Below are 13,258 nucleotides of genomic sequence, written 5' to 3'. Positions count from 1 at the left end.
GGCCGCGCAGCAGCGGTCAGCGGCCCCAGGACTGTCCCGGGGCCGCGGCCGCCAGGACTCCGGCGCCGGTGACCACCAGCGGGTGGTCACCGGCGCCGACGAACGCCGTCTCACCCCGTCCCAGCACCAGCTCCTGCTCGCCCGCCACGATGCGGACCGATCCCTGCAGGCAGAGCAGCGTGCGGGGGCGGGGTTTCTGCCACGTGGTCAGGGACCCGTCGCGGACCTGCAGCACCGTCAGCGCGAAGTCGCCGACCCCCGGGTCGAAGACGGCCTCGTCGGCCGAGACGTGGTGGGCGGGGAGCAACGGCGCGGGGAGCACCCGGAAGTCGACCACCTCGAGCAGCTCGGCGACGTCGACGTGCTTGGGGGTCAGCCCCCCGCGCAGCACGTTGTCGGAGGACGCCATCAGTTCCACGCCCGTCCCGGACAGGTAGGCGTGGACGTTCCCGGCGGGCAGGAACAGGGTCTCCCCCGCCTGCAGGTGCACCTTGTTCAACCAGGCCGAGACCAGGACGCCGGGATCCCCCGGGTAGTGCCGGGCGAGGTCGGCCAGGATGCGGGCCGACCCGTCGACGGTGACGTCCTCCAGCTCGGCGCAGGCCCGCGCCACCGCGTCGACGAGGGGGCCCACGGCCTCCGCAGGGGCGGTCAGCACACGCTGCGTCGCCGCGCGGAGGGCCGCGCCCTCTTCGACCAGGGAGAGGTCGGCCAGCAGCTGCGCGAACAGGTCGGTCGCCGCCGGGGGGAGGTCGGTGAGGTGGAGGTCGGCCAGGAGGTCCCGGGCCGCCCCCGGGGAGCGGAACCCCGCCATCGCGTGGAACTCCTCGAGCGCGAAGAGCAGCTCGGGCTTGTGCTCGGTGTCGCGGTAGAGACGGTGCGGAGCGTCCAGCGGGACCCCGGCCGCGTCCTCCTCGGCGAAGCGGCGCCCCGCGCGCTCCCGGTCCGGGTGGACCTGCAACGACAACGGCGCCGCGGCGCTCAGGACCTTGAGCAGGAAGGGCAGCCGGTCGGCGTCCCGGTCCGGACCGAGGGTCTGCGCCGGGTCGCCCGCGACGACCTCCTCCAGGGTGGCGCCGGGGGTCCCGTCGGCGTCGAGCACCTGCGAGGGCGCGGCCGGGTGCGCACCGATCCAGAGCTCCGCCGCCGGGGTCCCGTCGGCCTCCCGGCCGAGGAGCTCGGCGATGCGGTCGGTGGTGCCCCAGGCGTAGGGCTGGACGCGGTTCTGCAGTCGCTGCACGCCCCGAACCCTAACGGCCCCCGGGCTGACTAATCTCGACCTCATGAGCGTTCTCGTGACGGGTGGGGCGGGGTACATCGGGTCGCACGTGGTGCGGCTGCTGCAGCAGCGGGGGGACGACGTGGTCGTCGTCGACGACCTCACCAACGGGGTGCGGGAACGGATCGGCGACGCCGTCCTGGTCCCCGCCGACGTGGCCGCCGACGAGACCCTGCCGGTCCTGGAATCGGCCCTGCGCGAGCACGCGGTCGACTCGATCATCCACTTCGCGGCCAAGAAGCAGGTCGGCGAGTCCGTCCAGCGCCCGGCCTTCTACTGGAAGCAGAACGTCGGGGGGTTGGCCAACGTCCTCACCGCGGCCGAGAACTGCGGCGTCGGACGCCTGGTGTTCTCCTCCTCGGCGGCCACCTACGGCGCGCCCGACGTCGACCTCGTCCGGGAGGACGGCGGGAACTCCCCCATCAACCCCTACGGCGAGACCAAGCTCGTCGGCGAGTGGATGGCCCGCGCCGCCGGCCGCGCCTGGGGGCTGCGCTCGGCGAACCTGCGCTACTTCAACGTGGCCGGGGCCGGGTGGGACGACCTGTCCGACACCGCCGTCCTGAACCTGGTCCCCATCGTGTTCTCCGCGCTCGACGCCGGCCGGGCGCCCGTGGTGTTCGGGGCGGACTACCCCACCCCGGACGGGACCTGCATCCGCGACTACGTGCACGTCCTCGACCTGGCCGAGGCCCACCTGGCCGCCCTCGACGGCCTGGACCGCGGCCTCGAGCACGACGTCTTCAACGTGGGGACCGGGACGGGTTCCAGCGTGCTGGAGGTTCTCGCCGAGATCCGCACGGCCACCGGTTCCACGGTCGAGCCGGAACTGCGCGAGCGTCGCCCGGGTGACCCGCCGAAACTCGTCGCCGACGTCTCCCGGATCGAGCAGGAACTTGGGTGGACGGCCAAGAAGTCGTTGTCCGACATCGTGTCCTCGGCCTGGCGCGGGTGGCGGTCGCGCGGATGAGCACCGCCTCGGACAACATCGACGCGCTCGTCGCCCGCAGCGACGACTGGCGCGGCGCGATCCTCGCCGAGGCCCGCCGGGCCATCCTCGAGGTCGATCCCTCGATCGTCGAGGAGTGGAAGTACATGGGCGCGCCCGTGTGGTCGTCCTCGGGAACCCTGATCGTCGGCAACATCTTCGCGACCAAGGTCAAGCTCGGGTTCCTGTGGGGCGCGTCGCTGCCCGACCCGCAGAGCATCTTCAACGGGGAACTGGGCGGCAACCAACGCCGTTCCGTCGAGTTCGTCGAGGGCGACGCCGTCCCGGTCGGGGCCCTGCAGGACCTGGTCCGCGAGGCCATCCGGCACAACCGCGAGAAGAACGAGGCACGGGCCGCGTCGAAACGGTCACGGCGGAGCCCGGCGGCCGGGTGAACCCCGTCCCCGCCCCCGACTCCACCGGGCCCGCCGACGAGCAGGCCCGCTGGCGGGCGGTGCGGGCCGCGAACGCGCAGGCCCAGGCCGCCCGCGCGGAGCAGGCCCGCGCCGCCGAGGCGGCTGAGGCTGCGCGACTGCTGGCCGGTTTCGTCACCGACCTCCGGGCCGGCGGAATCTCCCCCGTCGATCTGCGCGCGACCGACGCCCGCGGCTGGCGGCTGCCGACCGGCCGCTCGGGCTGGTACCTGCGCCGCGACGAGACCCTCGCGGTCGGGACACACGGCGAGTTCCTCGTGCTGACCGTGGTCCTGCCGTGGTGGTCGGCGGCCCGGGCCCGCCGGCGGGGCCTGCCCCTGGCCCCCGCCGAGCCGGTCCTGCAGATCGGGCGCGGCGCGCGCGACGGCGAGTCCATCGCCCTCCCCGACCTCCTCGCCCTCCGCCGCGCCGACCTCCTCCCGCGGACCTAGCCCTCCCCCACCCCTGCCCGCGCACCCCCCGCCCCCCGTGATCAAGGAATTTCTCCCTCCTGTCGCAACCACCCCCGTAGGCACGGGACGGGAGTGAGAAATTCCTTGATCACGGGGGGATGGGGGCGGCCTGAGGGGGTGGGCGGCCGGGAGTTGGAGGGGTGGCCGGGGAGCGGGGCGGCTCAGTGCGGCAGCAGCAGGCTCAACGCGATCATCACCGGCCCGGCGGCCACGGTCGTCACCAGCACCGTGTCCCGGGCCAGTTCCTCCGCGGCCCGGTAGCGCACGGCGTAGGTGAAGATGTTCTGCGCCGTGGGCAGGGCGGCGATGACGGTGGCCGCGAAGACCGCGGCGTCGTCGAGGCCGAGGACGTACCGCGCGACGACGAAGGCGGCCGCGGGCTGCGCGAAGGTCTTGATGGTCGCCGCGACCACGACCTCCTTGCGGCGCCACCCGGCGGCGTCGCGGCCGTGCAGCGACATGCCGAACGCGAGGAGCGCGCCGGGGACGGCCAACCCCCCGAGGAGTTCCAGGGGTTGCTCGACGGGGCGCGGCAACGGGACGCCGGTCAGCGACAGCACCAGCCCGAGCATGCTCAGCACCAGGACGGGGTTGGCCAACGGCGCAAGCAACCGTCGCAGCGAGAACCGCGGCGTCCCCGGCGCGGGCGGGCGGGAGAGATCGAGGGTCCCCAGGGCCACCGGGGACAGCAGGATCTGCTGCAGCAGCAACGTGGGCAGCACCGCGGTGAGGTCCCCGAGGACGTAGGCCGCGACCGGGAGACCGATGTTGCCCGCGTTCACGTAGCAGGAGGCCAGACCCCCGATGACGACGCCCTCCCGCCGCAGCCGCAGCCAGAACCGGGCGGCGGGCAGCCACAGCAGCAGGCACACGCCCACCCCGGCCAGGGTGACGACCAGCTGGTCCGAGAGCAGCACCCCGACGTCGGCGGCCGCGATCGTGTGCAGCATCAGCGCCGGGGTCCCGACGAAGAACACGAGCCGGGAGAGCATCGGTTGGGCCCCCGCCCCGAGGACCCCCGAGCGTCCGAGCACGTACCCCACCGCGACGATCAGGCCGACGACCGCGAAGCCGGTCAGGACCCCGCTCACCGGGACGGGCGGTCGGTGGGGGCGCTCGCCGAAGCGTTCTCCGCGGAGGTCACGGCAAAAGCTTAGCCTGGCTCACCATGTCCCGGGCGAACCTTCCCGCTCCCCGGGGCCGATCTCCCCCACGCGAGGCACACATGTTCGCCGCCGAACCGTTATCGGCGGTCCCGCTCCTCCGGAGGGCCTCAGTCCGGCCCCGTTGCTAGGGTCGGTCGCTGTGATCGACGCGCTCGGCAACCCCTCCTCCGTCCTCCTCCTCGGCGGCACGTCCGACATCGGGCTCGCCGTGGTCGAGCGGCTGAGCCCCGAGCGCGGCATCGACGTCACCCTCGCCGCCCGTCCGGGCACCCGCCGCGACGAGGCCGTGAAGCGGCTCGCCTCGCGGGGCCACCTCGTGCGCACCCTCGACTTCGAGGCCACCGACCTGGCCGACCAGGAGCGTCTCGTCGCCGAGGCCTTCCCCGCCGGGCGCGACGTCGACGTGGTCGTGCTCGCGTTCGGCCTGCTGGGCGACGCGGAGCTGCTCTGGCAGGACCCGGCCGCGGCCGCCGAGATCGCCACCGTGAACTACACCGCCCCGGTCACCCTGGGCGTGCGACTGGCCGAGAAGCTGAGCACCCAGGGGCACGGCGTGCTCGTGGCCCTGTCCTCCGTGGCCGGGGAGCGTCCGCGCCGCTCGAACTTCGTCTACGGATCGACCAAGGCGGGTTTCGACGCCTTCTTCACCGGGCTGCGCGAGGCGCTGCGGCCCTCGGGCGTCCGCGTCGTCGTCGTCCGCCCCGGGTTCGTGCACTCCAAGATGACCGCCGGGATGAAGGCCGCCCCGCTCTCGGTGAGCCCCGAGCAGGTCGCCGACGTCGCCGTCGACGCGGTCCGTACCGGCAAGGAGACCGTGTGGGCCCCCGAGCCCATGCGCTTCGTCATGTCCGCGATCCGCCACGTCCCGGCGCCACTGTTCCGCCGGTTGCCGATCTGAGCCGGCCCTGACGACCAGCGACGTCTCGCCGTCCGCCTCGACCCCGTCGACTCCGACGGGGAGCGACACCGTCCCCCGGACGATCCCGCGGGCCCGCCCGGCCACCAGCCCCGGAGTCCGCCCCGCCCTGAGCCTGCCGCGTCTCGCGCTGCGCAGCGCCCGGCACCCCCACGGCCGCCGGCTGGACCTGCTGCTGTCCCTCGCGGTCTTCGGCGCGGCCCTGTTCGTCTTCAGCTCCTCCCTCGGCGTGCCCAGCCCCTGGCGCGACGAGGCGGTCACGGTGGCGGTGGCCCGGCGCAGCGCGTCGGACATCTGGGCGCTGATCCAGCACGTGGACCTCGTCCACGCGCCGTTCTACTTCCTCGCCCACGCGCTGTTCGGCGCGGACGTCAGCACGACGGACGTCCGCTGGATCTCCGTCGTCGCGGCCGCGCTGACCGCCCCCCTGCTGGCGGCGCTGACCTGCCGGGTGGTGGCCGCCGACGCCCTGCTGACCGGGCGCGACGACCTGACCCCGAACCTGGCCCGGCTGACCGGGCTCACCGCGGCGGGTCTGTGGATCGTCACGCCGTTCGTCAGCCGGTACGCGCAGGAGGCGCGGCCCTACGCCGTCGTCGCGCTCCTGGTGACGGCCTCGACCTACGCCCTGGTGCGCGCCGCCTCGGCCCGCCCAGGAACGGGGCGCGGATGGTGGGTGGTCTTCGGCGTCTCGATGCCGCTGGTCATCTCCATGAACACGATCGCGCTCCTCGTCGGCCTCGCCCACGTGACCTGGCTGCTCCTGGTGCACCGCGACCGGTGGAAGCCCGCGTTCGCGGCGGCGACGCTCGGCGGGCTCAGCGGGCTGCCGCTGCTGTGGCTGCAGATGCAGCAGCGTGGTCAGGTCGCCTTCCTCCAGGCGCCCGGTCCCGAGCTGCTCACGGGACACATCGACTTCGCGCTCGGGTCGGGGGTGGCCGTGGCGCTCGCCGCCGCCGCGGTCCTGCTGAGCCCGTTGCTCCGTTCGCGGGGTCTGGTGCTGCTCGGACTCTTCTGGGGCGCGGTGCCCGTCCCGCTGCTGTGGGCCCTCTCCCAGCTGCACCCGTTCTGGACCACCCGTTACCTGGTGTTCGTGGCCCCGGGGACCTGCCTGCTGCTCGCGGCCCTGGTCACCCTGATCCTTCCGACCCGCCGCCCGATCCACCGTCGGCTGGCCCGGGCGGGCATCGCCGTCCTCACGGTGGCGACCGTCGGCATCGGCGGGCTGCACCTGCAGGGGGTGTTCCGGGACCCGGCCCGCGGGCACGGCGAGGACCTGCGCGGCGCCGCCGAGTACGTGGCCGAGAACGCCCGACCCGGCGACGGGATCCTCTTCCTCCCCGACGGCGACTACCGCTACCGCGTCGTGCTGCAGGTCTACCCCGAGGCGTTCCGCAACGTCCGGGACCTCGCCCTGGCGGCCGACCCGGTCTCCTCGGCGACCCTGGTCGGGGTCGAGACCACCCCGGCGGCGATGCCCGCCGCGATGCGCGGGGTGCAGCGGGTGTGGGTCGTGGGCGGTCACTCTCCGTTCGTGACCGCGGGGCCCACCGACGAGGTCAAGGCCCGGCTCCTGTCCACCCAGTACCGCCTCGTGTCCGACGAGGAACTGCGTGTGTTCAGCGTCCGGCTCTACGAGGCTCGCTGACCCGCGCAGCCCCGTCCGAGGCTCGCTGAGAGCCCTCCGAACGGCCGAAACATGCCGGAAATGTCACTGACTGTGATCAGCGACACACGGCGTGTCTCTCGACACAACACCATCACGCTCCTGTACAACTTTGGTCACATCGCCTACTTTGCGTCACTGAGCCCCCTTCCAGTCTCAAGCTCAGGCGCTCCGTGGCCGATGTCACGGGCGAGCGTTCACCCACATGGGTGGGCCGCACCCCGGACGTCGAACGGAGCCAGACCGCATGCCCGGACCGGACCTCTCCCGCCGCAGCCTCGTCGTCGGCGGAGGTGCCGGGGCTCTCGGTGCCCTCGGCCTGACCGCCCTCGCGACCGCCCCGGTCGCTGCCGCGGCGGAGCTCACCGCTCCCGCCCCCACCGGCGCCCCCGCCGGATCCACCCGCTCGGTCGCCCTCGACGCGGCCCGCCCGGCCTCCGGCGGCGCCCGCCTGCAGTCCCGGAGCGAGACCTCCGGCGGACTGCACGTCGTCGCCGTCACCGTCTCCGGCGGCTCCATGATCGGGGTCGTCTTCCCCGAGGGGACCCGCGCCGAGTCCGTCGCGGTCCGGGTCAGTCGTGACGGCGCCCCCGGCGCCTGGACCGACCTCCCGTTGAACGACTCCGAACCCGACCCGAACAGCCGCGACGCGGCCGGCCACGTCACCGGTTCCGACCCGCTGTGGGTCGGGGAGCTGGGCAGCCAGGCACTCGTCGAGATCCAGCTCTCCGCGGCCGACCTCGGCCGGGCCCGCCTCGAGATCGTCGACCCGGGCGCGGCCACGGTCCCCACCGTGCGCGCCTCGGTCGCCGCCTCGCTCTTCGGCCTCGCGACGGCCGACCTCGGCACGACCTCCGACACCGGCCCCGAGGGCGGCGCCGGCACCGAGGACTCCGGGACCGAGACGGACACCGAGGGCACCGTCACCAACGCCTCGATCAAGCAGCCCCGCATCCGCAGCCGCGCCGAGTGGGGCGCCGACGAGTCCATCCGCAAGGGCACCCCGGGCTACTCCGACACCATCAAGGCCTGCGTCGTCCACCACACCGCTGACGGCGGCACCTACTCCGAGTCCCAGGTCCCGGCCGTGATCCGCGGCATGTACCGCTACCACACGGTCAGCCTCGGCTGGTCCGACCTCGGCTACAACTTCGTCGTCGACCGCTTCGGCGGCATCTGGGAGGGTCGCGCCGGTGGCATCAGCCGGGCCGTGGCCGGGGCCCACGCCGGGGGCTTCAACAAGGACACCTTCGGCGTCTCGATGATGGGTGACTTCACCTCCGTCGCCCCGAGTGCGGCCATGCTGGAGTCGGTCGCCCAGGTCATCGCCTGGAAGCTCTCCCTGTACGGCCTGTCCGCCAACGGCACGACGACGCTGACCTCCGCCGGCGGCGGCACCGCCCGCTACGCCGCGGGCACGACCGTCAAGCTCCGGGTCATCAACGCCCACCGCGACGTCGGGTTCACCGCCTGCCCGGGCAACGTGGGCTTCACCAAGATGGACCAGATCCGGGCGCGGACCGCCGAGATCCTGAAGTCCTCGGGCGCCTCGACCACCCAGGCCTCCCCCATCTCGGCCAAGTACACCTCGATCGGCGGGGCCGCCGCGATCGGTGCCGCCGCGGGCGCCGAGGGGGCCGCCAAGGCCGGGGGGCGCTACCGCCACTTCGGCATCGGCTCGATCTACTACACCTCCTCGACCGGCGCCCACGTCGTCAAGGGCCTGATCCGGGACAAGTTCAAGTCCCTGGGCTGGGAGAACTCCTTCCTCGGCTACCCGACCACCGACGAGGTCGGCATCCGCGGCGGGGCGTTCAACCACTTCCAGGGCGGCTCGATCTACTTCTCCCCCCGCAACGGCGCCCACGTCGTCCGCGGCCTGATCCGCGACAAGTGGGCCTCCCTCGGCTGGGAGGGTTCGTTCCTCGGCTTCCCGACCACCGACGAGATCGCGCTGCGCGGCGGGGCCTTCAACCACTTCACCGGTGGGTCGATCTACTTCTCCCCCGGCAACGGGGCCCACGTGGTGCGCGGGGCGATCCGCGACCGGTGGGCGGCGCTGGGGTGGGAGGCGGGGGTCCTGGGCTGGCCGACCACCGACGAGATCGGGCTGCGCGGCGGGGCGTTCAACCACTTCACCAAGGGCTCGATCTACTTCTCCCCCGCCAACGGCGCCCACGCCGTGCTCGGCGCGATCCGTAACGCCTGGGCCGCGCAAGGGTGGGAGAACGGCCCGCTCGGCTACCCGACCAGCGACGAGTACGCCGTCCCCGGCGGGCGCCGTTCCGACTTCGTCGGCGGCACCGTGACGTACGACTTCCAGTCCGGCAAGACCACCGTGAGAGGAAACTGATGCGGCGCAGACGTACCCGTACCACCGCCCTGGCCCTCGGTCTGGCGGCGGCCGCCCTGGTCGGCACCGCCACCACGGCCGGCGCGGCCCCGGCGCAGCCGGGCAACCTGCCCCGTGACGTCGACGCGCTCTCGCGCTACGAGGGGGCGACCTTCTGCGCCGCCCCGCAGGCCGGGACGATCGCGTTCCGCAACCTGCTGCTGGCCACCTACGGCCGCCAGACGATCGGCACCGCGCGCGCCTGCCCCGCGAACGGCAAGGTCAACTCCGAGCACATGGAGGGGCGGGCGCTGGACTGGATGCTGGACGCGGCCGACCCCGCCGACCAGGCCCAGGCCCAGGAGTTCCTGCGCTGGCTGATCGGTGACCCGGCCAACGCCGCCAACGCGACCAACGCCCGCCGGCTCGGGGTCATGTACGTGATCTGGGACCGCAAGGTCTGGAAGGCCTACCAGGCGGATGCCGGGTGGCAGCCCTACACCGGGCCGAACCCGCACACCGACCACATCCACATCTCGCTGAACCGCTCGGGTGCGGCCGCCGAGACGTCGTGGTGGACCGGCACGACCGACCCGATCACGGGCCACTGGATCCGCCTCGGGGGCGACCGTTCCGTGCTGGGCGCCCCGGTCTCCGGGGCCCGCACCCTCGGCCGCACCGCGACGCGACGCGACTACCAGGGCGGGGCGATCTTCTCCTCCTCCGCGGCCGGGACCAAGGAGGTGCACGGAGCGATCGGGCAGAAGTACCTGCGCGAGAACCTGAGCGCCTCGCTGGGCCTGCCGGTCACCGACGAGATCCGCCTCCCCGGCGGCGCCTTCAACCACTTCGAGTACGGATCGGTGTACTTCTCCCCGCGCGGCGGTACCCACGTGGTCAAGGGCGCGATCCGCGACGCCTGGGCCCGCCAGGGCTGGGAGACCGGTCGCCTCGGCTACCCGAGCAGCGACGAGTACGACGTGCCCGGTGGCAAGCGCAGCGACTTCGTCGGTGGTTCGGTGACCTTCACCTGGGCCGACGGCAAGATCGACGTCCGTCTCCGCTGACGACCTGCCGTCCCGCGCCGGTGCGGGACGTCCAGCTGCACCACGAGTCCCCTCGTGATCGGCGCGGCGCCTCAAGGAATCAGGGCGCCGTGCCGATGTGCGTCGGGAGCCGCTGCCCGACCCCCCTCGGAGGATCTTCGTGCTGTTGTCCCGTCACCGCCGGCCCGCCGCGCACCGCCTCACCCGCGGTGCCTCCCGCGGCGTCCTGGGCCGGTTGGCCGCGGGGGTCGCCGCCGCCGTCGGCGCGACCGTCGTCGCCGCGACCTTCGCCCCCGCGCCGCCCGCCGCGGCGCAGGAGGCCTGGTTCCAGCCGGGCTCCACGTGGACGGGCGACTTCGGCGACCCGACCGTCGTGCGCGTCGGCGGCACCTACTATGCCTACGCCTCCCCCGTCGGCGGGCGGGTCCTGCCCGTCCTGAGCAGCACCGACCTCAAGAACTGGACCGTGCGCGGCCGCTACTCCACCGGCGGCGGGGTCCCCGGCCGCGGGAACTGGACCGCGGGCATCCCGGCCGAGATCCTCAACAGCCCGCAGAGCGACTGGGCCAAGTTCGACAACAACGACGCCCTGGTCCGGCACGTCTCCTGGGGCCAGCGCAACGACCAGGGTGGGTGGATCAACCGCGACTACTGGGCGCCCGGTGTCTTCAACATCGGCTCCACCTGGTTCGCCTACTCCCCCGTCCGGGTCGCCCCGTCGCGGTTCTGCCTCACGGTGGCCTCCGCCCCCTCCCCGCAGGGTCCGTTCCGCGACATCTCCGGCAACGGTCCCATCCAGTGCGAGGACCCGAACGTCGACCCGGGCGGCTCCATCGACCCGATGCCCTACCGCGACCCGGCCACCGGCAAGAACTACCTGCTGTGGAAGGCCTCCGGCAAGATCAACTCCCACCCCTCCGCCATCAAGTCGGTCGAGCTGGGCAACAACGGGTTCCCGCTGCCGGGGGCCCGCGTCACGACGCTGCTCACCACCGAGCGGAACTCGGCCTGGGAGGGCAACACCATCGAGAACCCCTCGATGGTGAACTTCCGCGGTACGACCTACCTCTTCTACTCGGGCAACCTGTCCGACCCGCTGGACGGCGCCGGCCGCAGCAACTACGCCTCCGGTTACGCCTGGTGCCCGAACGGCCCGACCGCGCCGTGCCAGCGGTTGCAGAGCACCCCGTTGCTGTCCAGCTCCGGTTCCGCGCAGGGCCCCGGTGGTTCCTCCGGTTTCGTCGACGCCGGCGGGAACCTGAAGATGGCCTACGCCACCTTCCGGCTGGGTGAGAACGTCGGCGGCTGGGTCCCTCACCCGCGCCGGATGTCCATCGCCTCCCTGGTGCAGTCCGCCGACCTGCGCCTGCGGGTCGACGGCGCGGCCCCGGCCGCGGCCAACCCCATCGCCTCCAAGTGGAACTCCCTGGGCGGGGCCGGCGGCGTCCTCGGCAACCCGACCACCCCGGTCCTGGACACCCCGCGGCGTCCCGGCAGCTACCAGCACTTCCAGGGTGGTTCGGTCTACTTCTCCTCGGTGACCGGCGCGCACGTCGTCAAGGGTCTGATCCGCGACCGGTGGGCGGCCTGGGGCTGGGAGAACTCCAGCCTCGGTTTCCCGCTGAACGACGAGATCCGCCTGCGCAGCGGCGCGTACAGCCTGTTCCAGGACGGGTCGATCTACTGGTCCCCCGCGACCGGTGCCCACGTCGTCAAGGGTCTGGTCCGCGACAAGTGGGCCGCCCAGGGCTGGGAGAACGGCTACCTCGGCTACCCGACCACCGACGAGATCAAGCTCCCCGGTGGTGCGTTCAGCCACTTCCAGGGCGGCTCGGTCTACTGGTCCCCGGCCACCGGGACCCACGCCGTCCGCGGCGCGATCCGCTCGGCCTGGGCGCAGCAGGGCTGGGAGACGGGCCGTCTCGGCTACCCGACCAGCGACGAGTACGACTCCCGCGGGGGCAAGCGCACCGACTTCCAGGGCGGGTCGATCTTCTGGTCGCCCGGCACCGGGACGGTCGTCACCTACCGCTGAGCCCTTCCCGCACCTCCTGGACGGTTCGCCCGACGGCGGCCGACGACCCCGGTCGTCGGCCGCCGTCGTCGTCCCCGGTCCAAACCCGCCCCCCACCCCCAGCCCCCCACCCCCACCCATTCCCCCGTGATCAAGGAATGAGTGCTCAGTCGTCCCGTCCGTCACCAGGTTCGAGGGCGCACACTGACCGGATGGTCGCGAGTCCGTCACCGGAGGTCGAGGCGATGCTCGACGCCCTCGCGCCCGACGACGACCTGTTCGCCGGCAACGGGCATCCCGGCCCGGTTCGCCACCGAATGGGTGCCGACGGGGCCGGCCGCAATCCGGTAACACCTGGGTTTCCCGCCTCTGCGGTGCCCCGACCTTCTGGTGCCGGGCGTCTCCGAGGTGCTCGCGGTCCTCGGGACAGGGGGAACCCCCGATCCCCGCGGGACCGGAGGCGGGTGCGGGCTCACGGTCTACCACCCCGAACGTCTGCGCTGGGAGGACCTCGACCCGTCGTGGGTCTCCTTCGCCGCGGTCACCGTCCTGCAGGTCCTCCCCCACGGGTCTCTGCCGTGGCCGCAGCCCTCCCGACCCCCGTCAGCTGCTCGACGGGTCGAACCTACCCGGGCCGGACTACGGGGAGTTCGACCTGGGCCCCACCCGGGTCGGCGTTCAACTCGGGCGCGGTGGCGCCACGAGCGTCGGGTGGACCATGATCGAGCACGGGGAGCTGCACGACGTCCTCCTGCGGACCCACCTGGGTCCGCGGTCCGCGGTCGGGCTCGCGCTCACCCTTCCCCCTTTCCGACACCTTCGTGGCGGCACCCGTGGATGAGGCGTTCGAGCCCGGCGCCTGTCTGCTCGGACGGGTGACGTCCGAGGGGGTCCCGCCCGCCGTGGCCGCGCTGTTGTCGGGCTTGGATCCACCGCCGCCACCACCCCGGCGCGTCAGTCGCAAC

The 13,258-nt window shown here is 73.2% G+C and carries 10 protein-coding genes; 8 read left to right on the top strand and 2 right to left on the bottom strand.

All coding sequences use genetic code 11. From position 1 onward, the window contains the following. Nucleotides 1-16 precede the first annotated feature (16 nt). Complete coding sequence (manA, locus tag ACFFKU_RS04370) at nt 17-1,240, bottom strand: mannose-6-phosphate isomerase, class I (RefSeq protein WP_380135983.1); 1,224 nt, start codon at nt 1,238-1,240, stop codon at nt 17-19. A gap of 43 nt (nt 1,241-1,283) precedes the next feature. Between manA and galE the strand changes: the two genes are divergently transcribed. Genes galE through ACFFKU_RS04355 form a run of 3 tightly spaced genes read left to right on the top strand, consistent with a single transcriptional unit; the run spans nt 1,284 to nt 3,132 of the window. After that, entirely contained in the window at nt 1,284-2,249 is a 966-nt protein-coding gene (gene galE / locus ACFFKU_RS04365) for a UDP-glucose 4-epimerase GalE (protein ID WP_380135981.1), read from the top strand. Further along, nucleotides 2,246-2,662, top strand: coding sequence for a DUF1801 domain-containing protein (locus tag ACFFKU_RS04360; protein WP_380135979.1), 417 nt, complete (start codon nt 2,246-2,248; stop codon nt 2,660-2,662). The genes galE and ACFFKU_RS04360 overlap by 4 nt, the downstream gene beginning before the upstream one ends. Next, nucleotides 2,659-3,132, top strand: coding sequence for a hypothetical protein (locus ACFFKU_RS04355; RefSeq protein ID WP_380135977.1), 474 nt, complete (start codon nt 2,659-2,661; stop codon nt 3,130-3,132). Before ACFFKU_RS04360 ends, ACFFKU_RS04355 begins: the two co-directional genes overlap by 4 nt. A gap of 182 nt (nt 3,133-3,314) precedes the next feature. Here the strand turns inward: ACFFKU_RS04355 and ACFFKU_RS04350 are convergent, their stop codons facing one another. Continuing rightward, on the bottom strand, nt 3,315-4,244 hold the full coding sequence (locus tag ACFFKU_RS04350; RefSeq protein ID WP_380135975.1) for an AEC family transporter: 930 nt from the start codon (nt 4,242-4,244) through the stop codon (nt 3,315-3,317). A gap of 214 nt (nt 4,245-4,458) precedes the next feature. Here ACFFKU_RS04350 and dprE2 point away from each other — a divergent pair, with 214 nt between their 5' ends. From dprE2 to ACFFKU_RS04325, 5 genes are all read left to right on the top strand, one after another. Beyond that, nucleotides 4,459-5,217, top strand: a complete 759-nt coding sequence (gene dprE2, locus ACFFKU_RS04345; RefSeq protein ID WP_380135974.1) for a decaprenylphospho-beta-D-erythro-pentofuranosid-2-ulose 2-reductase — start codon at nt 4,459-4,461, stop codon at nt 5,215-5,217. A gap of 247 nt (nt 5,218-5,464) precedes the next feature. Next, nucleotides 5,465-6,883: a hypothetical protein gene (locus ACFFKU_RS04340; protein WP_380135973.1), complete on the top strand. Its 1,419-nt coding sequence runs from the start codon at nt 5,465-5,467 to the stop codon at nt 6,881-6,883. Between the two features lie 265 nt (nt 6,884-7,148). Continuing rightward, nucleotides 7,149-9,254, top strand: coding sequence for an N-acetylmuramoyl-L-alanine amidase (locus ACFFKU_RS04335; RefSeq protein WP_380135971.1), 2,106 nt, complete (start codon nt 7,149-7,151; stop codon nt 9,252-9,254). Further along, nucleotides 9,254-10,300, top strand: coding sequence for an LGFP repeat-containing protein (locus ACFFKU_RS04330; RefSeq protein ID WP_380135969.1), 1,047 nt, complete (start codon nt 9,254-9,256; stop codon nt 10,298-10,300). Before ACFFKU_RS04335 ends, ACFFKU_RS04330 begins: the two co-directional genes overlap by 1 nt. Before the next feature lie 139 nt (nt 10,301-10,439). Continuing rightward, entirely contained in the window at nt 10,440-12,314 is a 1,875-nt protein-coding gene (locus ACFFKU_RS04325) for a family 43 glycosylhydrolase (RefSeq protein WP_380135967.1), read from the top strand. Nucleotides 12,315-13,258 lie beyond the last annotated feature (944 nt).

The organism is Kineococcus gynurae (assembly GCF_042433995.1).
GTDB classification, from domain to species: Bacteria; Actinomycetota; Actinomycetes; order Actinomycetales; family Kineococcaceae; genus Kineococcus; species Kineococcus gynurae.
This window is presented reverse-complemented; position numbering and strand designations above follow the sequence as displayed.

Bases quoted from the DNA above. Each gene is read 5' to 3' on its own strand.
- ACFFKU_RS04335 (WP_380135971.1), top strand. From the start codon at position 7,149: ATGCCCGGACCGGACCTCTCCCGCCGCAGCCTCGTCGTCGGCGGAGGT.
- galE (WP_380135981.1), top strand. From the start codon at position 1,284: ATGAGCGTTCTCGTGACGGGTGGGGCGGGGTACATCGGGTCGCACGTG.
- ACFFKU_RS04330 (WP_380135969.1), top strand. From the start codon at position 9,254: ATGCGGCGCAGACGTACCCGTACCACCGCCCTGGCCCTCGGTCTGGCG.
- ACFFKU_RS04360 (WP_380135979.1), top strand. From the start codon at position 2,246: ATGAGCACCGCCTCGGACAACATCGACGCGCTCGTCGCCCGCAGCGAC.